The sequence below is a fragment of the Micromonospora matsumotoense genome (genome assembly GCF_050951065.1).
GTDB lineage: Bacteria > Actinomycetota > Actinomycetes > Mycobacteriales > Micromonosporaceae > Micromonospora > Micromonospora matsumotoensis.
This window is the reverse complement of sequence record NZ_CP192025.1, coordinates 646346-670704: the sequence shown is the minus strand read 5'-3', so window position 1 is coordinate 670704 and position 24359 is coordinate 646346. Positions and strand designations below refer to the sequence as shown.

The 24359-nt window shown below is 72.1% G+C and carries 18 protein-coding genes; 4 read left to right on the top strand and 14 right to left on the bottom strand.

The window, feature by feature from the left end; genetic code table 11:
• Window positions 1-52: 52 nt before the first annotated feature.
• Entirely contained in the window at window positions 53-2950 is a 2898-nt protein-coding gene (locus ACQP1S_RS03240; RefSeq protein ID WP_432902806.1) for an AfsR/SARP family transcriptional regulator, read from the bottom strand.
• Between the two features lie 212 nt (window positions 2951-3162).
• On the opposite strand from ACQP1S_RS03240, the gene ACQP1S_RS03235 reads away from it, so the two are divergent.
• A complete protein-coding gene (locus tag ACQP1S_RS03235) occupies window positions 3163-4395 on the top strand; it encodes a hypothetical protein (protein WP_432902803.1) in 1233 nt (410 codons plus the stop codon).
• A 325-nt stretch (window positions 4396-4720) separates the two neighbouring features.
• Here ACQP1S_RS03235 and ACQP1S_RS03230 read toward each other — a convergent pair whose 3' ends face one another.
• The 3 genes from ACQP1S_RS03230 to ACQP1S_RS03220 form a co-directional block, all read right to left on the bottom strand.
• Entirely contained in the window at window positions 4721-6754 is a 2034-nt protein-coding gene (locus ACQP1S_RS03230) for a tetratricopeptide repeat protein (protein WP_432902801.1), read from the bottom strand.
• A 178-nt stretch (window positions 6755-6932) separates the two neighbouring features.
• Window positions 6933-7313, bottom strand: a complete 381-nt coding sequence (locus ACQP1S_RS03225; protein ID WP_432902798.1) for a hypothetical protein — start codon at window positions 7311-7313, stop codon at window positions 6933-6935.
• A 542-nt stretch (window positions 7314-7855) separates the two neighbouring features.
• Window positions 7856-9070 carry a PP2C family protein-serine/threonine phosphatase gene (locus tag ACQP1S_RS03220; protein ID WP_432902795.1) on the bottom strand — a complete coding sequence of 405 codons (1215 nt, stop codon included), beginning with the start codon at window positions 9068-9070 and terminating at the stop codon, window positions 7856-7858.
• 135 nt (window positions 9071-9205) lie between these two features.
• Between ACQP1S_RS03220 and ACQP1S_RS03215 the strand changes: the two genes are divergently transcribed.
• Window positions 9206-9595, top strand: coding sequence for a DUF1304 domain-containing protein (locus tag ACQP1S_RS03215; protein WP_432902792.1), 390 nt, complete (start codon window positions 9206-9208; stop codon window positions 9593-9595).
• A 104-nt stretch (window positions 9596-9699) separates the two neighbouring features.
• On the opposite strand, the gene ACQP1S_RS03210 is transcribed toward ACQP1S_RS03215, so the two are convergent.
• The 7 genes from ACQP1S_RS03210 to ACQP1S_RS03180 form a co-directional block, all read right to left on the bottom strand.
• Window positions 9700-10383 (bottom strand): response regulator, encoded by a 684-nt coding sequence (locus ACQP1S_RS03210; RefSeq protein ID WP_432902789.1) that lies wholly within the window; start codon window positions 10381-10383, stop codon window positions 9700-9702.
• Window positions 10380-12920 carry a DUF4118 domain-containing protein gene (locus tag ACQP1S_RS03205; protein ID WP_432902787.1) on the bottom strand — a complete coding sequence of 847 codons (2541 nt, stop codon included), beginning with the start codon at window positions 12918-12920 and terminating at the stop codon, window positions 10380-10382. Before ACQP1S_RS03205 ends, ACQP1S_RS03210 begins: the two co-directional genes overlap by 4 nt.
• A 147-nt stretch (window positions 12921-13067) precedes the next feature.
• A complete protein-coding gene (locus ACQP1S_RS03200) occupies window positions 13068-13949 on the bottom strand; it encodes a potassium-transporting ATPase subunit C (RefSeq protein ID WP_432902784.1) in 882 nt (293 codons plus the stop codon).
• Window positions 13949-16186, bottom strand: a complete 2238-nt coding sequence (gene kdpB / locus ACQP1S_RS03195; RefSeq protein WP_432902781.1) for a potassium-transporting ATPase subunit KdpB — start codon at window positions 16184-16186, stop codon at window positions 13949-13951. The genes ACQP1S_RS03200 and kdpB overlap by 1 nt, the downstream gene beginning before the upstream one ends.
• Window positions 16187-16191: 5 nt before the next feature.
• The gene (gene kdpA, locus ACQP1S_RS03190; protein WP_432902779.1) at window positions 16192-17883 is read right to left on the bottom strand and encodes a potassium-transporting ATPase subunit KdpA; all 1692 of its coding nucleotides are present in this window, start codon (window positions 17881-17883) and stop codon (window positions 16192-16194) included.
• Entirely contained in the window at window positions 17883-17972 is a 90-nt protein-coding gene (gene kdpF / locus ACQP1S_RS03185) for a K(+)-transporting ATPase subunit F (RefSeq protein WP_067312053.1), read from the bottom strand. The genes kdpA and kdpF overlap by 1 nt, the downstream gene beginning before the upstream one ends.
• 435 nt (window positions 17973-18407) lie before the next feature.
• Complete coding sequence (locus tag ACQP1S_RS03180) at window positions 18408-19943, bottom strand: glycosyltransferase (protein ID WP_432902775.1); 1536 nt, start codon at window positions 19941-19943, stop codon at window positions 18408-18410.
• A 383-nt stretch (window positions 19944-20326) separates the two neighbouring features.
• Between ACQP1S_RS03180 and ACQP1S_RS03175 the strand changes: the two genes are divergently transcribed.
• Window positions 20327-20755: an ATP-binding protein gene (locus ACQP1S_RS03175; RefSeq protein ID WP_363674566.1), complete on the top strand. Its 429-nt coding sequence runs from the start codon at window positions 20327-20329 to the stop codon at window positions 20753-20755.
• 234 nt (window positions 20756-20989) lie between these two features.
• On the opposite strand, the gene ACQP1S_RS03170 is transcribed toward ACQP1S_RS03175, so the two are convergent.
• A complete protein-coding gene (locus ACQP1S_RS03170; protein ID WP_432902771.1) occupies window positions 20990-21868 on the bottom strand; it encodes a DUF3152 domain-containing protein in 879 nt (292 codons plus the stop codon).
• A 169-nt stretch (window positions 21869-22037) separates the two neighbouring features.
• Here ACQP1S_RS03170 and ACQP1S_RS03165 point away from each other — a divergent pair, with 169 nt between their 5' ends.
• The gene (locus ACQP1S_RS03165) at window positions 22038-23285 is read left to right on the top strand and encodes a DUF2786 domain-containing protein (RefSeq protein ID WP_432902768.1); all 1248 of its coding nucleotides are present in this window, start codon (window positions 22038-22040) and stop codon (window positions 23283-23285) included.
• Between the two features lie 120 nt (window positions 23286-23405).
• Here ACQP1S_RS03165 and ACQP1S_RS03160 read toward each other — a convergent pair whose 3' ends face one another.
• Together ACQP1S_RS03160 and ACQP1S_RS03155 are read right to left on the bottom strand one after the other, a co-directional pair.
• Window positions 23406-23924: a hypothetical protein gene (locus tag ACQP1S_RS03160; RefSeq protein ID WP_432902765.1), complete on the bottom strand. Its 519-nt coding sequence runs from the start codon at window positions 23922-23924 to the stop codon at window positions 23406-23408.
• Window positions 23925-24078: 154 nt separating this feature from the next.
• Window positions 24079-24252 (bottom strand): CsbD family protein, encoded by a 174-nt coding sequence (locus ACQP1S_RS03155; protein ID WP_091244888.1) that lies wholly within the window; start codon window positions 24250-24252, stop codon window positions 24079-24081.
• Window positions 24253-24359 lie beyond the last annotated feature (107 nt).

Here is a 24359-nt window from a genome sequence, read left to right as displayed (position 1 = left end):
CGTTTCGGCGGCCCCGGCCGCGCCGCGAGCGCTGCCCCGCGCACGGCTCGTCCTACCGCCCCCGGTGATCGTGGTACGCGGAGAGTCGGTCCCGGATGGCCTGCCGCTGCGGGTCGTTGGTGTCGTCGAGGATGTCGAGGGCCTCCCGACCCCGGCTGGCGGCACCCTCGTGATCGCCTGTCGCACTGAGGGTGTCCGCCAGGACGGCAAGGGCCCGCGCCGTGCGTACCGGATCAGCGAGTTCGTCCCCGACGGCCCGGGCGAGGGTCGCTTCGGCCAACGCGTCGTGGTGCCGCCCCCGACGGAGCTGGGCCTCGGCCGAGATGGTGAGGGCGTCACAGCGGATCGTGTCGTCGGTGACCCGGTCGTGCAGGTCCAGCGCCACCCGGCTCTGCGCGAGCGCGGTCTCGGGCTCGCCGGTGTCCAGGCCGAGTTCGGCGAGCCGGACATGATTGAGGCTCTGCCCCCGCAGCGAGCCGATCCGGTCACAGATGGCAAGAGCCTGCTGGTAGAGGCGGCGGGCCTGTCCGTAGTGCCCGAGCTGACGGTAGGCATCGCCGAGGTGGTAGAGGGTGAGTGCCTCACCGGTCGCGTGGCCGACTGTGCGGCAGTCGGTCAGGACCTGCCGGAAGGTCTCGATGGCGGTGCTGGTCGCGCCGGACCGTAGCTGAACCGAGGCGAGGTTGTGCCGGCAGACCATCTGCAACTCGGTGAATCCCTTCTCGCGGGCGAGTTGCAGCGCCTGCGCGAACAGGGCCCCGGCACGCTGGTGGTCGTGGCGGGTGAAGTAGGTGGTACCGAGGTTGGCGAGCGTCCCCAACCGGCCCAGGTCGTGCCCCTCGACGGTCGCGGCTTCGAGGGCGATCTCCAGCATCTCCCGCATGTCCTCCTGGCTGCCGGACCGGTCGAAGACCTCGTGGACCGTGTCGACGATCTGCCAGGCGTGCCGGTGGAAGCCCTCCGCGGCGGCGCTCCGGACCAGGGCGAGCAGGTTGGTCCGCTCCGCTTCACACCACCGCAGGGCGGCACCGTCGGAGGTGAAGGTCATCGGGGTCACCCCGCCGGGCTCGGGCAGGTCGGGGACGGGTGACCGGTCCGGTTCCAGTTGGCTGACGGCGTGGAAGGCCGTGAGCAGGTACCAGTCCCACAGCCGATGCAGCGCTGCCCGCCGCTGCTCGGCCGGCTCGTCCATCCGGGCCCGGTCGGCGGCATACCTGCGCAGCAGGTCGTGCATCCGGTACCGGCGGACGGTGTCGTGGTTGACCAGGTGTGCCCGGCCCAGCCGGTCGAGGGCCCGCTCGGCATCGGCGGCATCCACCGACAGCATCGCCGCCGCCGCCTCGACGCCGATGGTGCTGCCCGGGCAGAGGCCGAGGAGGAGGAAGAGTCTCGCGGGCAGCGGGGCGAGCGCGTTGACCGACCAGGCGAAGACCGTCCGTAGAGTCATCTCGTCGGTCTCGTCACCCTCGATGTCGAGCAGCCGGTTCGCCAGTTCGTCGGCCAGGTCGCCCAGTCGGACCTCGGGCCGGGAGCCGACGTGCTCACCGATGACCCGCAACGCCAGCGGCAGCCCGCCCGACAGCCGGGCCAGCGTCTCCAACGCCGCAGGCTCCGCGTCGGCGCGCTCGGGCCCGATGATCCGGCTGAGCATCCGGTGGCGTTCCGGACTCGACAACGGTATGACGGTGAGGCTCCGGATGCCGTGTCGGACGCCGAGGCCGCGAAGCCGGTCACGGCTGGTCACGATCGTGAGGCTGGTATCGGAGCGGGGAAGGAGTTGCTGCGCCTGGTCGGAGTCGACGACGTTGTCCAGCACCACGAGCATCCGCCGCCCCGCCATCAGCCGGTGGTAGAGAGCGACGCGTCGGTCCGGGTCGTCGGGTACCCGTTCGGCCGGAACACCGAGGGCGACCAGAAACCGGTGCAGCGCCTCCTGCGGACGTACCGGCGACACCGGGCCGTGCGCCTCCGCGTTGAAGCACAGCTGCCCCTCGGGAAACCAGCTCTGCCGGCGGTGTCCCCAGTGTCCGGCAAGGGTCGTCTTACCCACCCCGGGCATCCCGGTCAGCACGACCACCTTTGCCTTACCACCGTCGGCAGCGAGGGCGTCCAACTCGTCCAGCAGCCCGGTGTTCCCGGTGTAGTCGGGCACGTCGTTCGGCAACTGCCGGGGCACCGGCACCGCCGCCCCGTCCACAGCGGCAAGGTGGTTTCTGGCTGGCGCACCGGGCAGGAGATCCGCGACGTCCAGCACAGGGTCGGTGCGCATCGTCCGGCGATAGCGGCGACGGTAGGCCGTCAGAAAGTCGTGCGCATCGTAGGTGCGACCGGCCGCGTTCAGAGCGGTGGCCCACAATCGGGCCAGGCCCTCGTCGAGCGGGTTCTCGATCAGCAACGGCTCCAGTCGGGTCAACACGCGGTTGTGTTGCCCGGTGGACAACTCGCTCTCCGCCAAGAGCTTCGCTGCCCTGAATTGCTTCTCCCGCATATCCCGCCGCAGGTGTTCGCACCGCGCGCCACGCAGGTCGGCAAGCGGGTCGTCCCGCCACAACTCGATCGCTCTGCTGAGCAGGGCGACACACCGATCATGTTGATCCCGACCAATTGCCTGCTGCGCCTCGGCGGTCAATCGCAGGAAGCGGTGGTAGTCAACCAACTCCGGATCAACGGTCAGCCGATAGGCGCCGGTTCCGGGCACCCGCACCAGGGCATCCTGTAGGCCGACGGTTCGCAGGACCGCCCGCAACCGACTGGCCAGCGTGTAGAGCAGCGGGCGGCGGGCGTCGACACCGGAGCCCTGCCATAGAAATTCCACAATCGTCTCGATCCGTACCGGATCTCCGGCGTGATAGAGAAGGATGGCGAGCAGGCCGCGTTGCTTCGCCGCACCCAGCGGGATCGACCGCCCCTCGACTGTGAGTTCGGTAGGACCCAGAATCGAGAACTCCATCAGCACCGCCCCCGCATATTCTTGATCGACACCTGACTATTTAATTCTTGTTCCAGCCGAGCAAGGTCATCAGATATTTCTACGTAGAGTCCAAAATCAGACATTCCACTTCCCAGCTCACTGCAAGGCCACTGCAAGGCGATCGGCAAGGTGATCCGCAACCGGCTCCTCGACGCTGAATCCCGTCCACATTCAGTGCAGGAGGGATACCAATGACGTCGCTGGAATGGTCATCCGCCCCCGTCGGCATCGACGCCAGCCGCTGGGTGAGCCGGGCGGGCTGCCGGACGGTGCTCGTGGTGACCCACACGATCGCGAGCTGCCAGCGGTTGCTCGACGTGGTCGAGTACGTCGAGAGCGACCCCCGGGTGCAGTTGGTCTTCACCGTGGCGCCGGACGTCTTCAACCATCAGGTGAAGGGGTTCCTCGACCGGCTGGGTGCGTTCGTCCTGCCCTGGCACCAGGCTGTCCGGGAGCGCTTCGACCTCGGCCTCGCCGCCGCCTACGGCGGGCTGCACCAACTGCACGCGCCCCTACTGGTGATGGCCCACGGCGCCGGACACGGCAAACGGGTGAGACCCGGGCCGTACGGCGGACCGGTGCTCGCGGACCCGCCGGTGTACGGCCTCGACGCGCAGCGGCTGACCCATGGCGGGCGGGTGCTCCCGACCGCCCTCGCCCTCTCCCACGACCACGAGCTGGACGTGCTGCGCCGACAGTGCCCGGAAGCGGTCGAGGCGGCGGTGGTCGTCGGCGACCCCTGCATCGACCGGCTCGTCGCCAGCCTTCCCCGACGCCCGGACTACCGGCGCAGCCTGGGCGTGGACGAGCAGCACGAACTCGTGGTGGTCTCCTCCACCTGGGGCCGGGACGGCGTCTTCGGGCACTGGCCCGATCTGCTGCCACAGTTGATGACACAGCTCCCACCGGACCGGTACCGGGTCGCCGCGCTGCTGCACCCGGCGGTCTGGGACGCACACGGACACCGCCAGATCCGGGCCTGGCTCCGCGACTGCCTCGACGTCGGGTTGCTGCTGCCCGATCCGACCGAGGACTGGCGCGGACCGGTGGTCGCCGCCGACCACGTCATCGGCGACCACGGTTCCGTCAGCGCCTATGCCGCCGCGATCGGACGACGGGTCCTGCTGCTACCCGGGCTGCGCTCACTGCCCGCCGCCGGCACGCCCCAGCACCTGCTGGACGCCACCGCCAGCCGACTGGACCCGCGCCGACCGCTGTCGCCCCAACTCGCCCCGGCCGGCAAGATCGACCAGCAGGCGGTGATGGCCGCGCTGACCGGCCGGCCGGGGGAGGCCGGCATGCTGTTACGGCGCACCATGTACCGGCTGCTCCAACTGGCCGAGCCCGGTCGGCATCGGCAGGCCGGCCCGGTGCCGTTTCCTCAACCGAATTGTGGGAGGCTCGGCCATGACCTCGCCAGCTGAGCCCGTCGTCGTGGCGCTCCTGACCGGTCGGCCGGCACCCCGCTCGGCGCGGCTGGCCGACGTCGTGGTGACCGTCATCGACTCCGAGAACCCGGCCGAGGTCGGCGCGAGCCTCCTCACGGTGTACCCCGGGCTGGCCCTCGCCGTCGTCGGCACCTCGTCGGGCGACGTCGCCGTCGGCGTACGCAACGGCCCACCGCTGCGCCTCGGCCGGTTGGCCGCCACCGGCCCACCGACCGTCGGACTGCTCACCGCCACGGCTCAACTGCTCCACGCCCGCTGGGTCGCCGGAACCCTGTACCACCAGCGCACCATCCTGGACGCGCTACTGCTCGCCCACGTCGCCGGCCAGTTCGTCGAGCCGACGGAGCACGTCGGGCAGCCGGGGCGAGTCGAGCGCGGTGAAGACGTCGGCGGCCTCCCGGAAGTGCCGGCGTGCGGCCTCGACGTCGCCGCGTCGCCCGGCGACGCGGCCGAGCAGGTACACCGCCTCTGCCCGCTCGCTGTCCGTGCCGAGTTCGGCCATCCGCACTGCAGCCTCGGTGGCGGACTTCTCGGCGGCGTCCAGGTCACCGGTGCCGAGGTGGGCATCAGCCAGCGCAACCAGCACCCGGGCGGTGTTGTAGGGGTCGACCTCGGCCAGCTCGGCGAAGATCCCCCCGGCCTCCACCAGCAGCGGTAGCGCGTCGGCCGGCCGGCCGGTCTGGGTCCGGAGCATGCCCAGGTTGAGACAGGACAGCCCCACGCTCCGCACGTCCGGCAGCGCCCGCCGTTCGGTCAGGACCCGGGCGTACGCCTCCGCCGCGAGTTCCTCCCGGCCGGTCTCGGCGTAGAGGGTGGCCAACCCCTCCTCCGCGTCGATCACACCCTGAACGTCGCCCGCCTGCCGATACCGGTCGACCGCCACCCGCCCGTGCCGCTCGGCCGCCTCCTGGTCACCGACGTGGCCACACGCCCGGCTCAGCCGCTTGAGCATGTCCGCCTCGGCCCACACGTTCCCCCAGGCCCGGGCGGCCTGCACCCCGCGCTCGTCGATCTCCAGCCGGTCCCGGTAGTTCTTCACATAGAGCAGCAGGGGCCACATCACGTCGCTGAGCTGCCAGGCCAGCTCGTGGTGACCCAGGCCGAGGGCTACCCGGCCGGCCTCCATCAGGTTGCTCCGCTCCCGCTCCAACCAGCCGAGCGCAGCGGCCCGGTCGGAGAACTCGGGTGGCCCCGCAAAGGTCCGTTGATAGCTGTACGGCAGCCGCCGTCGGTAGGGGGTCACCACCAGGTCCGCGCGGTGGGCGGCGGCAAGGTAGAACTCCAGCATCGTGCGTACCGTCGCCTGCCGACTGTCCTGCGGGTCATGCTGCTCCGCCAGCTCACGGGCATGCAGTTGGATCAGGTCGTGGTACCTGAATCGATCCTCGGCGACCTCCTCCAGCAAACTCGCGTCCAGCAGCTCGCCCACCACCGCACCGACCCGGGGCACCTGGTCCCGATCCGGCCCGACCACTGCCGTGATCAGATCCATGCCGAACTCCGTCCCCGGGTGCAGGGCCAGCCTCCGGTACAACGCCGACGCCTCCGACGTCAGCGCCTGGTACGAGAAATTGAACATCGTTCTGATCGACATACCGTCCTCCAACGACAGGCCGACCAGTCGCTGTGCCTCGTCGGCCAACTCGGCGACCATCCGGCGAACTGTCAACTTGGGACGGGAGGCCAGTCGCCCCGCCGCCACCAGGAGCGCGACGGGCAAGCCGCCGCACATTCCCGCCAACTCCTCGGCCGGCTCGGACTCCCTGAGAATCCGCTCCCGGCCCACCGCCCGGCCCAACAACTCGACCGCCTGCCGGGCCGACAACGGACCCACGTCGAGCAGCCGCGCACCCTCGGGCAGCAACCCGGTCAACCGGCGGCGGCTGGTCACCAGGACCACCGTCGACGTCGAAGCGGGCAACAACGGCCTGACCTGACCCGCCGAGAAGGCGTCGTCCAGCAGCACCAACAGGGACTTGTTCGCGGTCACCGTGCGGTACAGCGCGACCTGCTCGGCCAGGTCCAGCGGAATCCGGTCCGGTGCCACCCCCAGGGCCCGCAGGAGGGCCGCCAGCGCCACCCCCGGGTCCAACGGCTGATCATCACTGAACCCGCGCAGCCCGACGTACAGCTGCCCGTCAGGGAAACTGGCCTGCCTGCCGTAGGCCCACTGCCTCGCCAGGGCCGATTTACCCACGCCACTCGGCCCACACAGCACGGCGACGACATTTCCCCCCTGATCGAGAAGGTCGTCCAACTCCGACAGCTCACGCCCCCGGTCGGTGAAATTCGGCGACGGGGCAGGTAGCTGTCGGGGGATCGGCAGACGCTCCACGGCACCACCGATGAAATGCACTCCGCCGTGAATGGCACCGGCCTGGACACTCAGGCCGGTCACGCTTCCCGACTGCTCGTTCGAGGTGCCGAACGGCAGCATGCTTTCGGCTCCGTAGGAATTCTGTGCCAATCGTCCGCGCCCCCACCCGCCCCGCCGCAAATCCCATCGGTGGGAGCTAGAAAACGATGTCCCCCCGCACGTCGCGGGCTTGGACGACCTTCCCAGCCGTTCCAGTGAAGTGGTTGATCACCTGACCCTGACCAGCGATGACACCCGATCCGGCGAGCCTGCGCCATTCGTCCGTGAGCGCCGTGGCGAATTGCGGGTCCCGATCCATCACCTCAGCCAGGGCTGAGGCGAGCGCAGTGTGCCGCCACTGCTCCTCCGGGTGCTCCACCGCACCGTCAAGCACCACCGACTCCCGAGTGCCCGCACCGAACCGGTCGCGGACCAGACGGAACAGGGAACCGATCGCCTCTCGGGCCCCCGCTCCGAACGCCTCAGCACCCTTGGTCGCCAGCGCTGTCGCAACCGCAAGGACCAGCTGATCCTCCACGCCCGGCCTCCCACGTATTCAGACATAGACGATGCGCATTGCCTCTGACGCCGAGCCTAGCGCGAGCATGCAACACTATGAAGGCTACTCATAAAAACCGCAGACCACGCTTATTGACACAACTTTCTGCAGCCAATCAGTGAACATTCAATCATATTGTATCGCCACAAAAGTAATCAAATGCCAATAACGATCATATCGGACAGTGAGGCCCCTGACCTTCCTGAGTGAAGGCACAGCCGAGCCCTCGATCACCCTGTGTCGGCACTCAACTAGCATTCCGACTGATCGACGGTACGCGGGTCAGCCGTGACGCCGGCATATTGATGCTCATCGAGCACCAACGTTCATCCACCTGACAGAGGCGATGCGGCAAAATGTCCACTTGTTGGTTGAAATGGGTTGCTGACATCCTTGAGGCAATCTTCTCGTGACGTCACCAGCGCGTCGTCGGTCCACGACCGGCGGCGCGCTTCCGTCTATTGATCACTCTCCGTTGTCAGCAGGTGCAGCAACGTGGATCTCCCGGGTTGACGGCCGACTTAGGGACCGACTGCCGTGCGGTCGCGCAGGTGGGACAGCGGTGCGTGCGGTGGACGCCACTCCAGCAACAGCGCCGTCGCGTCGTCGTCGAGCTGCCCCGACTGGTAGGCGACCACCGCGCGCACCAGCCGACGCATCGTCTCCGGGGTGGCCAGCTGGTCGTTGAGGGCCCGGTTGACGAAGTCGACGAGACGCGTCAACCCGAACCGTTCCCCGTCGACGCCACGCGCGTCGGTGATGCCGTCGGTGTAGGCGAGGATGCGGTCCCCGGGGTGCAGTTCTTCCTCGTGCACCTCGGGGCGGTGGGTCGTCAGGTGGCCCAGGCCGAGCGGGAGCGCGGTCGGGCCCGGCAGCTCCCGGATCGCCTTGCCGTCGCGCAGCAGCAACGCGCCCGGGTGGCCGGCGTTGATCACCCGGAGCCGGCCGGTGCTCGGCTCCAGCTCGATGAGGAGCGCCGTGGCGAACATGTGCGGGTGTTCGGAGCGCACCCACCTGTCGATGCTGGTCGCCGTGTCGACCAGGTCGAGGCCGCAGCGGCGGGCGTTGCGGTAGGCGCTGACCACGAGGGAGGCCAGGGTGCTCGCCTTGATGCCGTGCCCGCAGGTGTCGAACAGCCCGACGCTGAGCACGTCACCGTTGAGCGCGTAGTCGAAGATGTCCCCGCCGACGTCGTAGCACGGTTCGAGGATGGTGGTGAGCAGCATGTCATCGGTGGCGAAGGTCAGCGGGGGCAGCAGACCCCAGACGATCTCGGCGGCGACCTGCATCGGCAGCCGACGCCGCAGCCGCTCGACCACGTCGCCGTACGGTCGGCGGTTCACCACGAGTTGTGCGACGCAGGTCGCCAACTCCCAGGCGGCCTCGTTCATCGCCGGGTCCCCGGCGGCCGACGAGACGATCTCCAGCACGCCCATCCGCTCGCACCCGACCAGCAGTGGAACCCAGATCCGGTCCGGGCTGTCGGCCGCGCTTTGCACGTCGAGACCGGTGAACGCCCGACCGGCGAGGGTCGTCTCGATCGGCAGCGCCTCGCGGTCCAGACCGGCACCGAGCAGCGGCACGAGGCTGGCCTGCTGGTAGTCCGCCAGGTAGATCACGATCTCGGTGGCCTCGACGGCCGGCGCGGCCCGGTTCACCAGCAGGGGCAGGTCGTCCGGCCCACCGCGGGGCGCGGCGAGCTGGAGCCAACGCACCGCGTCACCCGCGTCGACCAATCTGAACCTCCCCCACGTCTCCCCCACCGTAGGAGGCGCACGGGAAACCCGCCACCACCTGATTCGAGAACACGGCGGACAGGAAGAATGACGGTGGCGGACATCTCCGTCCGCGCGTACCAAGGAGGCAGCGTCATGGTCGTCGCAGGGCTCATCCTGGCCGGCATCGCCGGCCTCATCCACGTCTACATCTTCTACCTGGAGTCCGTCGTCTGGACGACCGCCCGCGCCCGCGCGGTCTTCGGCACCAGCCGCGAGGAGGCGGAGACGACCCGGCAGCTCGCCTTCAACCAGGGCTTCTACAACCTCTTCCTGGCCGTCGCGATCGTCGTCGGCATCGTCGCCTACGCCGTCGGCGCGCACACCGTCGGCGCGACCCTGGTCTTCGTCGGCGCCGGTTCGATGGTCGCCGCCGGCCTGGTGCTGCTGATCTCGGCACCGTCGAAGGCCAGCGCCGCGCTCAAGCAGCTCGTCCCCCCGCTCCTCGCGGTCGTCGCCCTGACGATCGGACTCGTCATCGGATAGGGCAGGCGGGACAGCGACGCCCGATGACGGAGGCGGGGCGTCAGCCGAAGAAAGCCGCCGGCCCGGTCACCGCCGGGGCACGGCCTGAGTGCGGGCGACGCCGGTCAGGGGCGGTAGCGGTAGCCCATGCCCGGCTCGGTGATCAGGTGCCGGGGCCGGGCCGGGTCGTCCTCCAGCTTGCGCCGCAACTGCGCCAGGTACTGCCGCAGGTAGTTGGTCTCGTGCTGGTATTCCGGCCCCCACACCTCGTGCAGGAGCTGGCGCTGGCTGATCAGCTTCCCGGGGTGGCGCAGCAGCCGCTCCAGCACCGCCCACTGGGTGGGGGTGAGCCGGACCTCGGCGCCGTCGTCACGGGTGACGACGCGGGCGGCGAGATCGACGGTGTGCCGGCCCACCCGGGCCTCGGCGGCGGCGTCGACCGGCGCGCTGGTGAGCCGACGGGTGACGGCGCGGATCCGGGCGAGGAGTTCGTCGACCCCGAACGGCTTGGTGACGTAGTCGTCGGCACCGGCGTCGAGGGCGGCGACCTTGTCCGCGCTGCCGGCCCGGCCGGAGAGCACGATGATCGGGATCGTGGTCCAGCCGCGCAGCCCCCGGATGACCTCGACGCCGTCGAGGTCGGGCAGGCCCAGGTCGAGCACCACCAGGTCCGGCGGGTGGCCGGCGGCGGCCTTCAGGGCGGCCGTGCCCGTCCCGGCGACCTCGACGTCGTACCCCCGGGCGCGCAGGTTGATCCGCAGCGCGCGGAGGATCTGGGGTTCGTCGTCGACGACCAGGATGCGGGTCACCGGTCCGGCCTCTCGTCGGCGGCGGGCAGCCGCAGCACCATGGTCAGCCCTCCGCCGGGGGTGGTCTCCGGGGTGATGCTGCCACCCATCGCCTCGGCCAGCCCCCGGGACAGCGCCAGCCCGAGCCCCACCCCGGTCTGGTTGTCCCGGTCGCCGAGCCGCTGGAACGGCAGGAAGACGTGCTCCCAGCGGTCCTCGGGGATGCCGGGGCCGGTGTCGATGACCCGCAGCTCCACCTGCCCGGCGTGGGTGCTGGCGGTGAGCGTGGGCGGCTGCCCGGGTGGGCTGTGCCGCAGGGCGTTCGCGACGACGTTGACCAGCACCCGTTCCAGCAGGCCCGGGTCGGCGTCGACCGCCGGCAGGTCGGCGGGGATGTCGGTCCGCACGTCGGCGGCGGCGGGCCCCAGTTCGTCCAGGGCCAGCGGTACGGCGTCCTCCAGGCCGATCGCGGTGCGGGTGACGCCCAACGCGCCGGCCTGCAACCGGCTCATGTCGAGCAGGTTCGCCACCAGCCGGCCGAGCCGGTCCAGCGACTCGTCGGCGGTGGCGAGCAACTCGGCCCGGTCCTCGGGGTCGAAGTCGACGTCCGGGCTGCGCAGGCTGCTCACCGCGGCCTTCGCCGACGCCAGCGGCGTACGCAGGTCGTGGCTGACCGCGGCGAGCAGCGCGGTGCGCAACCGGTCGGCCTCGGCGAGCGGCCGGGCGGTGGCGGCCTCCTCGGCGAGCCGCTCCTGGCGCAGCGCGACGGCGGCCTGGGCGGCGAACGCCTCGACGATGCGCCGGTCGGCGGCCTCCAGTCGTCGGCCGCTGAGCACCACGGTCAGCCGGTCGTCGACCGGCACCGTGGTCTCCCCCGCGCCGGGGCTGCCCGCCGGGTCCACACCGACGCTGGCGACCCGCCGCCAGACGCCCTCCTCACGGGCCCGGTCGGGCCGTCCCTGTGCGTCGGGGGCGAGTTCCAGGACGCTGACCGCGCGCAGCGCGAAGGTCTCCCGCAGCCGGTCGAGCAGCGCCGGCAGTGGCCGTTCACCGCGCAGTACGCTGCCGGCGACGGTGGCCAGGGTCTGCGCGTCGGCGGCGGCGCGGGCCGCTTCCCGGGTACGTCGGGCCGCCACGTCCACCACCCCGCTCACCGCGACCGCCACCCCGACGAAGACGCCCAGCGCCAGGAGGTTGTCCGCCTCGGCGATGGTCAGCGTGCGGTACGGCGGGGTGAAGAACCAGTTCAGCAGGAGCGATCCGCCGAGCGCGGCGACCAGCGCCGGCCAGAGCCCGCCGACCAGCGCCACCCCGACCACCCCGGCCAGGAAGATCAGGATGTCGTTGGTCAGGGTGAGGTCCGGCAGCGTCGACAGCAGCAGGGTGAGCAGCGGCAGGCCCAGCCCGGCGAGGGCGAACCCGAGCAGCCGCCGCCGTCGGGACAGCGCCGCCGGCATCCCGGTCCCCCGCCGGCCCCGCCCGGCCTGCGGGTGGGTGACCAGGTGCACGTCGATCGCCCCGGAACGGGCCGTGGTGGTGACGCCGACGCCCCGGGCGACCAGGTGGGCGAACCGGCCGCGCCGGCTCGCCCCGAGCACCAGTTGGGTGGCGTTGACCCCCCGGGCGAAGTCGAGCAGGGCGGCCGGGACGTCCCCGCCGAGCACCTGGTGGTAGCTGCCGCCGAGGCTCTCCACCAGGACCCGCTGCCGGGCGAGCTGGGCCGGGTCCGCCCCGGCCAACCCGTCGTTGCGGGCCACGTGCACGGCGAGCAGGTCGGCCCCCTTGGTGCGGGCGGCGATCCGGGCCGCCCGGCGGATCAGCGTCGCCCCCTCGGGGCCGCCGGTGAGGGCGACGACGACCCGCTCCCGGGCCTCCCAGGTGGCGGAGATGCCCTGCTGGGCCCGGTACCGGTCGAGCTGGTCGTCGACCTTGTCGGCCAGCCAGAGCAGGGCCAGCTCGCGCAGTGCGGTGAGGTTGCCGAGCCGGAAGTAGTTGCCCAGCGCCGCGTCGATCCGGTCGGGCCGGTAGATGTTGCCGTGTGCCATCCGCCGGCGCAGCGCCTCCGGGGTCATGTCGACCAGTTCGACCTGCCCGGCGGCGCGGACGACGGCGTCCGGGACGGTCTCCCGCTGGGTGGTGCCGGTGATCCGGGCGACCACGTCGTTGATCGACTCCAGGTGCTGGATGTTGACCGTCGAGAGCACCGAGATGCCCGCGTCGAGCAGCTCCTGGACGTCCTGCCAGCGCTTCTCGTGCCGGGAGCCGGGCACGTTGGTGTGCGCCAGTTCGTCGACCACGACCAGCTCCGGGCGGCGGGCCAGCACGGCGTCGAGGTCCAGCTCGGTGAACTCGGCGTCCCGGTGACGCAGTGTGCGGCGGGGCAGCACCGTCAGGTCGCCGATCATCGCCGCAGTGTGCGGCCGGCCGTGCGTCTCCACCAGGCCGACCAGCACGTCGGTGCCCCGCCCGGCCCGCCGCCGGGCCTCCTCCAACATGGCGTACGTCTTGCCGACGCCGGGGGCGGCGCCCAGGTAGATGCGCAGTTCACCTCGTGGCACGGGACCATCCTCTCGCTGTGCGCACCGCCCCGGGCCCCGACCGCCGGCCCGCTCCGACCCGGCGACCGGCTCCCGGCCCGCCACCGGCTGCCACCCCGCTCCGGCTGCCCGAGCGGGCGGAGTGGCGTCCCGCCCGCGTCGGGCCGCTCAGCGGACGGGCAGGCTCCGGTCGAGGGCCAGGTTGAGTTCCAGCACGTTCACCCCGGGGGCGCCCATGAAGCCCAGGGTGCGACCGGTGGTGTGCTCGGCGACCAGCCGCCGCACCACCGCCGGGTCCGCGCCGCGCTCCCGCACCACCCGGGCCACCTGGATCTCGGCGTACGCCGGGCTGATGTGCGGGTCGAGGCCGCTGCCGCTGGCGGTGACCGCGTCGGCGGGGACGGCGGGGTGCTCCGGTGCGTCCCCCCGGACCGGGGTGACCAGCCCACCGACGGCCCGGTAGTCCTCCCCGGGCTTCGCCAGCTCCACCGCAACCCCGTCCCAGGTGGAGACGAAGGGGGTGGCCGGGGCGGTCTGGTTGACGCTGACCACCCGGGTCACCCGGCCGGTCAGCCCGTCGGCGCGGAACACCGCCAGCACCGCCCCCACCCCGTCCGGCGTGCAGTACGGCCGCCGCCCGTCGACGCCGTCCAGGGCGCCGACCGCCCGGCTGCGCGCGCAGACCTGGCTGAGCAGGCTCCGGGTCGAGTCCTGCGGGTCGACGGCGAGGGTGTCCACCACGCTCTCCGGGCCGAGGTTCGAGGCGGCGGAGGCGGTCGGGTCGTAGCCGTCGCCGGCCGCCGACGGGCGGGACTGGAAGTAGCGCGGGACGGGATTGCCGTCGGCGTCGGTGAAGGACTGCCCGATCAGGGCGCTGCCGACGGTGCGGCCGTCCACGGTCAGCAGCGACCCGGCGGCCCGGCCGTCGAGGCCGGGTAGCCGACCGACGGCGACCAGGGTGAGCGGGTAGGCCACCCCGAGCAGCACGGTGAACACGAGCAGGGCGCGCAGCGCGGCGAGATGGGCGGCGAGCCAGGCGGGTGGGCGCATCACGAGACTCCCGGAACGAACTGGATGAGCAGGTCGATGAGCTTGATGCCGACGAACGGCGCGACGATGCCGCCGAGGCCGTAGACCAGCAGGTTGCGGCCGAGCAGCCGGGACGCGGCGGCCGGGCGGTAACGCACCCCGCGCAGGGCCAGCGGCACCAGGGCGACGATCACCAGGGCGTTGAAGATCACCGCCGCGAGGATCGCCGACTCGGGGCTGCCCAGCCGCATCACGTTGAACCGGTCCAGGCCGGGATAGATGCCGGCGAACATGGCCGGGATGATCGCGAAGTACTTCGCCACGTCGTTGGCGATGCTGAACGTGGTCAGCGCGCCCCTGGTGATCAGCAACTGCTTGCCGATCTGCACGATCTCGATCAACTTGGTCGGGTCGGAGTCCAGGTCGACCATGTTGCCGGCCTCCTTCGCCGCCGACGTGCCGGTGTTCATCGCGACCCCGACGTCGGCCTGGGCCAGCGCCGGGGCGTCGTTGGTGCCGTCCCCGGTCATCGCGACCAGCCGACCGCCCTCCTGCTCCCGGCGGATCAGGGCGAGCTTGTCCTCCGGGGTCGCCTCGGCGAGGAAGTCGTCCACCCCGGCCTCGTCGGCGATCGCCTTCGCCGTACGCGGGTTGTCACCGGTGATCATCACGGTCCGGATGCCCATCCGGCGCAGCTCGGCGAACCGCTCCCGCATCCCGGCCTTCACCACGTCCTTGAGGTGGATGACGCCGAGCGCGCGGGCCTGCTCCCCGTCGACGTGTTCGGCCACCACCAACGGGGTGCCACCGAGCCCGCTGATCTCGTCGACCACCTGGCCGACCTGCCCGTCCGGGTGGCCGCCGTGCTCCCGTACCCAGGTCAGCACCGCCGTCGCCGCGCCCTTGCGGACCCGGCGGGCCGGTGCGACCCCGGCCGACAGGTCGACACCGCTCATCCGGGTCTGCGCGGTGAACGGCACGAAGGTGGCGTACGGCAGCAGCGCCGGTTCCTGCTCCCGCAGGTCGTACCCGTCGCGGGCCAGCACGACCACCGACCGACCCTCGGGGGTCTCGTCGGCGAGGCTGGACAGCTGCGCGGCGGCGGCCAGGTCGGCGGCGGTGACCCCCTCGGCCGGCAGGAACGCGGCGGCCTGCCGGTTGCCCAGGGTGATCGTGCCGGTCTTGTCCAGCAGCAGCGTGTCGACGTCCCCCGCCGCCTCCACCGCCCGACCGCTCATGGCCAGCACGTTGCGCTGCACGAGACGGTCCATGCCGGCGATGCCGATCGCCGACAGCAGCGCCCCGATGGTGGTCGGGATCAGGCAGACCAGCAGGGACACCAGCACCACCCCGGTCACCCCGGAGTCGGTGATCGCCCCGGTGTCGGGCGCGGCGGCCTGCCAGCCCTTGGCGGAGATCGCCAACGGTTGGAGGGTGACCACGGCCAGCAGGAAGATCAGGGTGAGCGCGGCGAGCAGGACGTTCAGCGCGATCTCGTTCGGGGTCTTCTGCCGGTTGGCCCCCTCGACCAGGGCGATCATCCGGTCGATGAAGCTCTCCCCCGGCCGCTGGGTGATCCGGACGACGATCCGGTCCGAGAGCACCCGGGTGCCGCCGGTGACGGCGCTGCGGTCACCGCCGGACTCCCGGATCACCGGCGCGGACTCACCGGTGATCGCGGACTCGTCGACGCTGGCGATGCCCTCGACGACGTCACCGTCGCCGGGAATGGTCCCGCCGGCCGCGACCAGGACGACATCCCCCTGCCTGAGCTCCGGCGCGGGCACCGCCTCGTCGGTGTAGGCGTTGGCGGGAGCGCCCGGGGCCCAGCCGACCAGGCGGGTGGCGATGGTGTCCCGCTTGGCCTGCCGCAGCGAGGCGGCCTGCGCCCGGCCCCGGCCCTCGGCGACCGCCTCGGCGAGGTTGGCGAAGAGCACGGTGAGCCAGAGCCAACCGGTGATCGCCCCGCCGAAGACCGACGGGTCGGCCACCGCCAGGACGGTGGTGAAGACCGCGCCGATCTCCACGATCAGCAGCACTGGGTTGCGCCACAGGGTGCGCGGGTCGAGCTTGCGCAGCGCGTCGGGCAGGGACCGGACCAGCTGCCGGGGGTCCAGCAGGCCACCGTCGGCCCGGCCGCCGGTCGGTGCCCGGCCAGCGGGTGGGTCGACCGGTCCCGGGGCGTCGGGTGGGCCGGCGACCGGCGACCGGTCGCCGCCGGGTGCCACGGACGGGACGGTCATGTCGTTCTTCCCCATGGTGGTCACCGCCCTTCGGCCAGCGGGCCGAGGGCGAGCGCGGGCAGGAAGGTCAGCGCCACCAGGATCACCGTGACGCCGACGACCAGCCCGACGAAGAGCGGGCGGTGGGTCGGCAGGGTGCCCTCGGAGGCGGGGGTGGGCGCCTGGCGGGCGAGCGATCCGGCCAGCGCGAGCACCAGGATGATCGGCAGGAACCGGCCGAGCAGCATGCACAGCCCGAGCGCGGTGTTCCACCACGGGGTGCCCACGGTGATCCCGGCGAACGCCGAACCGTTGTTGTTGCTCGCCGAGGTGAACGCGTAGAGCACCTCGGACAGGCCGTGCGGGCCGACGTTCAACGCGGTCGAGGCGTTGCCGCTGGCGAAGGCGGCGGCGGTGCCGATCAGCACCAGGGCCGGGGTGACCAGGAAGTACAGCGAGGCGAAGGTGATCTCGCGGGAACCGATCTTCTTGCCCAGGTACTCCGGGGTCCGGCCGACCATCAGACCGGCGACGAACACCGTGATCACCGCGAGGACCAGCAGCCCGTACAGGCCCGCGCCGACCCCGCCGGGGGCCACCTCACCGAGCATCATGTTGCCCAGCGTCATCATCCCGCCCAGCGCGGTGTACGAGTCGTGGGCCGAGTTCACCGCGCCGGTGGAGGTCAGCGTGGTGACCGCCCCGAAGGTCGCCGAGTTCGACACGTCGAAGCGGACCTCCTTGCCCTCCAGCGCCGCGCCGACGGCCTGCGGCACGGTGCCCTGCCCCGCCAGCTCGAACACGTTGGTGAGGGTGACGCTGCCGAGCGCCAGGACGGCCATCACCGCGACGATCGCGTAGCCCTGCCGGTGCTGGCCGACCATCCGGCCGAACACCCGGGGCAGGCTGAACGGGATCAGCAGGATCAGGAACAGCTCGACCCAGTTCGTCCAGGCCGTCGGGTTCTCGAACGGGTGGGCGCCGTTGGCGTTGTAGAAGCCACCGCCGTTGGTGCCCAACTCCTTGATCACCTCCTGGCTGGCCACCGGCCCACCGGTGACGGTCTGACCGCCGCCGGTCAGGGTGGTCACGTCGGTGCCGGCGGAGAGGTTCTGCACCACGCCGCCGAGCATCAGCACGAGCGCGCCGAGCACCGCCACCGGTAGCAGCACCCGCAGCGTGATCCGGACCAGGTCCACCCAGAAGTTGCCCAGTTCGCCGGTACGGCTGCGGGCGAACCCCCGGACCAGGGCCACCGCCACCGCGATGCCCACCGCGGCGGAGAGGAAGTTCTGCACCGCCAGCCCGGCCATCTGCACCAGGTGGCCCATGGTCGACTCACCCGGATACCACTGCCAGTTCGTGTTGGTCACGAACGACACAGCGGTGTTCCAGGCGCCGTGCGGGACGACCGGGCCGAAGCCCAACGACAGCCACAGGTGGTCCTGCCACCGCTGGAAGGCGTAGAGGAACAGGACCGAGACGGCGGAGAAGGCCAGCACGCTGCGGGCGTAGACGCCCCACGACTGCTCGGCGGCCGGGTTCACCCCGACCAGCCGGAACACCCCGCGCTCGACCCGGGACTGCCGGGTACCGGCGACCACCCGGTACAGGTGGTCACCGACCGGGCGGTACGCGGCGACCAGCGCCACCACGAGGGACAACACGAAGACGACACCGGCTGTCGTCGTACCCGGGGTGGCCATGGGTGTCATGGCAGTGGCCGTGGTCATCAGAAACGCTCCGGGAACAGCAGCGCGACGACCATGAACACACCCAGACCGATCGCCAGCACCAGGCCGACGGCGTTGACGGCGTTCACCGCTTCTCCACGCCCCTCACCACGAGGGCGAGCGCCGCGAACAGCACCACCGTCACCAGCACGAACACCACGTCAGACACGCGGACTCCCTCAACCGGACCCGAACGCCGTGACCGCCTTCCGGCCACGCCGGGCAATCACAACGCGCTGTCGTCCGATGGGGCAGGGTCCATAACGCGACCGTGACGGGCAGCCACGGTTTCTTGACGTGTTCTTCACGCCGACCGGCGGACCGGTGACGGCGGTCACGGTGTGCCGCCCGATCCGCCGGTCCGGCACGACGGCCACCGGCCGGACCGGTTGCCGGGCGCAACTCGGCAGCGCGAGGGCGGGTGGGATGCGGTGATCAGGCCGGCCGACGAGGTCGGTCGGCCGCGAGGAGGCGGCCCGGTACACGCGGTCGGGCGGGCGGCCCGCCCGGTCGTACCCGCCGGGTCAGCGGCGGATCGCCCGCCGGATCGACTCGGGTACCCGCCGGGCCACCGCCCGGCGCAGCCGGAAGCGCAGGCTGTCCTGGTGCGCCACGGTGACCGGGCGGGCACCGTCGGCGGTGCAGCGGAAGGCCACCGGCAGGGTGGCGTCCTCGGTCCAGCCACAGCAGGTGAGCCGGGCCTTCAGGTCCCAGGTGCCCCTGCTCCGGCCGCCGTTGAGCGCGCCGACGTCGAGCCGGGCGGTGCCGTGCTGGACCAGCCGCAGCGTGCCGTCGTCCGCCGGGACCAGCTCGATGGTGCCGGTGACCGGCACGAAGAACTCCTCCCGGGTGTCCCGCCGCCGGGCGATGACGTCGAGCTTGGACTGCTTGATCCGGGCCGTCGCGTCCCGCAGGTCGGCCGGCACGTCGTCGACCGGCACCACCAGCAGCCGCTGCTCACCGTCGGCGGTGAGGACGAGCGGCCGGTCGCCGAAGAACAACTCGGCGGTGAGGGTGACGGTCAGGGTGCTGCCGTCCTGCACGACCCGTTGCACGGTGGGGGCCGCCCGGACGGCCGCCTCCCACTGGGCGAGCCGACGCAGGTCGGGGGTGCGCCCCTCCTCGATGAGCCGGGAGATGATCCGTTGCAGCGGCGGCAGCCCGGCGGCGACGCCCGGGGCGAACCGGTCCCGGATCACCCGCTGCGCCTCGCCGACCAACTGGTCCACCCAGGCGGCGGGCGCGTCGAGCAACCGCCGGCCACGCAGCCGGGAGACCATCTCGTTGCGCAGCCAACGCCGGTGCAGCCGGTCCCGCAGCGGGCCGGGCTCGGTGTGCGCGTCGACGATGTCGAGCGCCTCACGCAGGTTGACGAAGTATCCGGCCGGCTCCAGCGCGGTGGCCGTGACGTTGCCGGCGTCGACCCGCCGCTGGTGGTGATAGCAGACGTAGTCGGCCAGCACGCAGGTGCGCCGGGACAGGAAGAAGGCCCGGGTGACCAGGACGTGGTCCTCCAGCCGCCGCTTGCCCTCCGGGAACCGCAGGTCGTGCGCGACGAGGAAGGAGCGCCGGAACAGCTTGTGCGCGGTGAGGCTGTCGATCAGGGGGGTGTTCTCCAGGGTGGCGTCGAACCGGTTACGCCGGAACAGTTCGCGCGGCACCGATCGGCGGTGCCCGGCCATCTTGCCGACCACCAGGTCCGCGTCGTGGGCGGTCGCGCAGGCGTGCAGGCGTTCCAGCGCCTCCTCGCCGAACCAGTCGTCGTCGTCGGCGAAGAAGACGTACTCGCCCCGGGCGTGTTGGACGCCGAGGTTGCGGGGGCGTGACGGCCAGCCGGAGTTGTCGATGTGCAGCACCCGGAAGTGCGGGTGGGCGGCAGCCAGTTCGTCGAGCCGGGCGCCGGTCGAGTCGGTGGAGCCGTCGTCGACGAACATGACCTCGAACTCGCCGGCCGGCAGCGACTGGCTCAGCAACGAGGTGACGAGCTTCTCGATGTGCGGTCCGGAGTTGTACGCCGGGACCACGACGGTCACCTTGGGGGCATTCGTACTGGCGGTCATGGCTCTTCCTGAGGCGGTCCGCGAGCCGGCGCGGGGATGCGCCCAACCGTGCGGACGGGCACCCGTTAGCGGGGCGTTCCGTCGCCGACATGGCCCGTTCAGTTTGCGGACTTTACGCGACCGCAAGGGCTGACGCAGGCCCCGAATCGGATGATTTCTCGATCCTCGGCGCGGTGGCGCAGGGCGACCCGTTCCCGCCTGGCACACCACCTTCGACAGTGGCCCGAACCACACTCCACCCGGCACCGGACCGGGGCCCCGGGTCACCGCGCAGCGGGCTCCGCCGTGGGCTTGTGCGGTGGCGCGTTCCGGTGCGCCCGAAAGGACGAATCCCCGACAGCGGGCCGGGCATAGGCGACCGCTACGCAGGGTAAACCGAGATCATGGCACCGCTTCTCACCTCGCCGCCCCCGCCTGAGGCCACCGAGTTGCGCCGGTGGAAACTGGCCGATCCCGCCGGCCTGCGGGCCCTGCGGGCCTCCCTGCACGAGGCCGTCACCGGTGAGGAACTCCTCGACGGGCAGAGCCTCGACGAGGTCCCTGAGTTGATCGCCCTGGTCGCCACCGAACTGGCCACGAATGCCCTCAAACACGGTATTCCGCCCACGATCATCCGGCTGCTCACCATCGACGAGTCGCTCATCCTCGACGTCGCCGACCACGACCTCAGCACCATCCCCGAATTGTCCGACACCCGGCCGATGGGGGCCGGCGGCCGGGGACTCCAGATCGCCATGGCGGTCTCCCTGGAGGTCGGCTGGTACGCCACCGACCGCACCAAGAACATCTGGGCGTCCTTCCCCCGCCGCTGACCCGGCCGCACGGGACGTCCGCCCTGGCCCGCCGGCCGGCGCTGATCGCCTGCAGGGGGCCGATGTTGCGGTGTCCGATCGCTCAGAACACCGCAACATCGGCCCACCTGAGTTGATCAGCGCCCGGCTCAGACACGCTCAGCCCTGTCCGGTCGACGTCGGCCGTGCCCCGCTCGGGCTCGGCGCTGGCGCGCTCGGGCTCGGCGCTCGCGCGCTCGGGCTCGGCGGGAGGGGTCAGTCGCCGGCCGGGATCGGGTCGTCGTATTCCCCGGCGGGGCCGGTGAACAGGGTGCCACCCGCCATCGGCCAGGCGTTCGGCCGGCAGCCGTGCAGGCCGAGGGTCTGCTGCTGCATCACCGGCGCCGGCCCGCCCGCTGCCGGGCACCGCTCGTGACCCCGGCCCAGCCGGTGCCCCACCTCGTGGTTCAGCACGTACGACCGGTAGGTGGCGAGGTCGCCGCGGAAGTCCGGTACGCCCCGTGCCCACCGCGCCACGTTGATCACGACCCGGTCGCCGCTGCGGCAGGAGGTGTACCGGTCCGAGGGGTCCCCGCACAGCTCACCCCGGGTGACCGGGGTGGTCAGCAGCACGGTGAAGTCGGCCGGGCTGTCGGCACCGACCCGTTGCAGCCGCCACCGGCCGTCGGCGGTCCAGCCCCGGCGATCGGCGAGCACCACCGCCACCTCCCGGCCGAACCGCTCCGGGTCGACGGTGTCGATGCCGCCCTCCACCGCCACCCGGTAGCGCAGCAGTTGGCCGTCCCGCCCGGCGACCGCACCCTGGGTGGTCGCCGTCCGCCAGGTGCCGGTCCCCCGTTGCGGATAGCGCAGCGCCGCTGGGGCGGGCGCGGCCGCGGACCCGAGCGGGACGGGCGCCTCCGCCCGGGTCGGCACGGGCGGCACCGCGGCGGCGGGCGGCCGGACCGGCTCCCGCCGGACGTCACCGATGAGAGCGCCCAGGTCGACGCCCTGCCGCTGGGCCACCACCGCCCCGCCGGCAGCCAGCCCGGCCACCACCAGCACCACCGTCAGGACACCGGCCGGGGTCACGCCCCGGCGTCGCCCCCGGTGCCGGCCCCGGTCGGTGGCCTCGCTCACCGTCAGGGTGCTCACCGTTCGCCTCCCCCGTCCACCTCGGTCCACTCCAGGCAGGAGTACGGGCGCGAGGCGCGTACGGATGAGTGCCCGGGAGGAGCAATCCGGGCCCGGGTACCGTTGCCGGGCAGACACTCCCGACGATCCGGACACCTTCCGGCCGTCACCCCCCGAGGAAGGACCACCCGTGCCGGACGCCGATGCCCTCATCACCGCCGCGGTCGCGGCGGTGCGCGGCACCGACGTACGCGATGCGGAGCGGAAGCTGGACCGGCTCGTGGTCGGCGGTGACGGTGGCCGGCCGACGCCCGACGGCCCGGCGACGGTGGACGCCGCGCTGCTCGGCCGGCTGGTGGCCGCCCTGGGCCGGCTCTGGCCACGGGGCTGGCAGCCGGCCGACGTGGCCCGGATCGTGACCCGTCGGCTGGGCGCACGCCCGGGGCGGCTGGTCGCCGAGGCCCTCGCCGCCGACCGGGCGGCCCAGCCCGGCCCGGTGCCGCCGTGGTGGGACGACCAGTTGGCCGGCCTGGACGCCCGGGTCCACGGCGATGACGACGCCGGGTGGCTGAGCGGTTGGACGACCCGGGAGGGTACGGACCGGATCACCGCCCTGCGCGACGCGATCGAGGTGCTGGCGCTGCTGGCCGGCCTGCCGCCGGTCGCGGTGCTCCGGCCCCCGCCCGGCGGCGTCGGTGGCCCGGCCACGACCGCGCCGGGCGGGCCGAGCGGGTCCCGGGTGCTCGACCGGGTACGGGCGTTGCTGGCCAAGGCGGAGTCCACCACCTTCCCGGCCGAGGCGGAGGCGTTCACCGGCAAGGCGCAGGAGCTGATCGCCCGGCACAGCCTGGAACGGGCCCTGGTCGAGGCGACCGCCGCCCACCCGGACCGGCCCGGCGGTGTCCGGATCAGCACCGACGCCCCGTACGCGGGCGCGAAGGCGTTGCTGGTGCAGGAGGTGGCGGCGGCGAACCGGTGCGAATCGGTCTGGTCGGACGATCTCGGTTTCGCCACCGTGCTCGGCTTCCCCGCCGATCTGGAGGCCGTCGAACTGCTGCACACCTCACTGCTGGTGCAGGCCACCGCCGCCATGCTGCGCGGACGCCGGGAGCGTCAGGGCGGCGGCCGACGCACCAAGGCGTACGACGAGGCTTTCCTGCACGCCTTCGCCCGGCGCATCGGGGAACGGCTGCGGACCGCGACCGACGAGGCGAACCGGCAGGCGGCGGAGGCCGCCGGGCCGGAGCGGCTCCTGCCGGTGCTCGCCGCCCTCTCGGGCGCGGTGCGGGAGCGGATGGACACCCTCTTCCCCGGCGTCACCCGGGCCCGGTTGACCGTGCGGGACGCCGAGGGATGGCAGTCCGGCACCTCCGCCGCCGACCGTGCCCTGCTCGCCGGCACCGCCCCACCGACCCGGTCGCTGCCCGGCCGACGCTGACCCCGGCGGTCTTCCCACCCCGCCCGGGTGTCCGCGCCCGGCCTGCTGTGCCCCGGGTGTCCGCGCCCGGCCTGCCGCGCCCGACCGGGCGGAGCGGCCGGGGCCGGGGCCGGGGCTGGCTCAGACGTGGCAGTCGCGGGTGAGCCGGGGCGGGATCTCGACGAATTCGCTGCCCATCCAGCTCGCCGGGCTCTTGGCCGCCGCACCGTTCTCGATCTTGGTGGCGGTCTCGTTCACCAGCTTCTTGATCCGGGCGTCCTTGGCCTTGCGTGCCTGCTCACGGACGTCGTCGGCGAGTCGGCTCAGCCGCCCCTTGAGCTTGCCGTTGAGCTGTTCCGGGGTGAGTTCCTCCCGGGTCGCGTCGGCCGAGTCGGCGGCGATCTGCCGACTGCCGTCGATGATCAGCTGGTCGACGGCGCGGCAGACCTGCGCGGTGTTCGCGGCGGTGCCGGCGGTCGGGGTGGTGGTGGCGGTCGCGGTGCTCGTCACCGGGTCGGGCGTGGCCTCCCCGGTGGGAGCGCCGGCGGCGCTGGTCGGCGTGCCGGGCGCGGCGTCGGTGTCGCTCCCGTCGTCCGAGCAGCCGGTCGCGAGGACGGCGAGGACTGCGAGGGTGAGCGCGGTGGCGGAGCTACGGTGCATCGACTTCCCCGTTTCGATGGGTCGGGCGGTACCGCGGAGTGGTGTCGTGCGGTACCACGGACACGATGCCGCACGGCCCGCCCGGCCGACTTTTCACCCCCGACACGCCTCACGCCGGGCCGACGAGGTCGGTCCGGCGTGACGGGTGGCACGGTCAGCTCTTGAAAGCGTCCTTGACCTTCTCGGCGGCCTGCTTGAGGCTGGACTTGGCCTGGTCGTTGCGACCCTCGGCCTCCAGGCGCTCGTTGTCGGTCACCCGACCCACGCCCTCCTTGACCTTGCCGGCGGTGTTCTCGGTCGTGTTTTCGATCTTGTCGTCGAACCCCATGAGAGCCTCCCGTATAAGCATTTCTTCCAACGCCCCTCAACTACCCCCACCCCCCAAACCCAAAACACCGCACCCCCGCTTCAGCGCGTTGATCAAGAGGTTTGCGT

Bases quoted from the DNA above. Each gene is read 5' to 3' on its own strand.
- ACQP1S_RS03200 (WP_432902784.1), bottom strand. From the start codon at position 13,949: ATGCGCCCACCCGCCTGGCTCGCCGCCCATCTCGCCGCGCTGCGCGCC.
- ACQP1S_RS03175 (WP_363674566.1), top strand. From the start codon at position 20,327: ATGGCACCGCTTCTCACCTCGCCGCCCCCGCCTGAGGCCACCGAGTTG.
- kdpB (WP_432902781.1), bottom strand. From the start codon at position 16,186: ATGGGGAAGAACGACATGACCGTCCCGTCCGTGGCACCCGGCGGCGAC.
- ACQP1S_RS03155 (WP_091244888.1), bottom strand. From the start codon at position 24,252: ATGGGGTTCGACGACAAGATCGAAAACACGACCGAGAACACCGCCGGC.
- ACQP1S_RS03160 (WP_432902765.1), bottom strand. From the start codon at position 23,924: ATGCACCGTAGCTCCGCCACCGCGCTCACCCTCGCAGTCCTCGCCGTC.
- ACQP1S_RS03240 (WP_432902806.1), bottom strand. From the start codon at position 2,950: ATGGAGTTCTCGATTCTGGGTCCTACCGAACTCACAGTCGAGGGGCGG.
- ACQP1S_RS03180 (WP_432902775.1), bottom strand. From the start codon at position 19,943: ATGACCGCCAGTACGAATGCCCCCAAGGTGACCGTCGTGGTCCCGGCG.
- kdpA (WP_432902779.1), bottom strand. From the start codon at position 17,883: ATGACCACGGCCACTGCCATGACACCCATGGCCACCCCGGGTACGACG.
- ACQP1S_RS03235 (WP_432902803.1), top strand. From the start codon at position 3,163: ATGACGTCGCTGGAATGGTCATCCGCCCCCGTCGGCATCGACGCCAGC.
- ACQP1S_RS03215 (WP_432902792.1), top strand. From the start codon at position 9,206: ATGGTCGTCGCAGGGCTCATCCTGGCCGGCATCGCCGGCCTCATCCAC.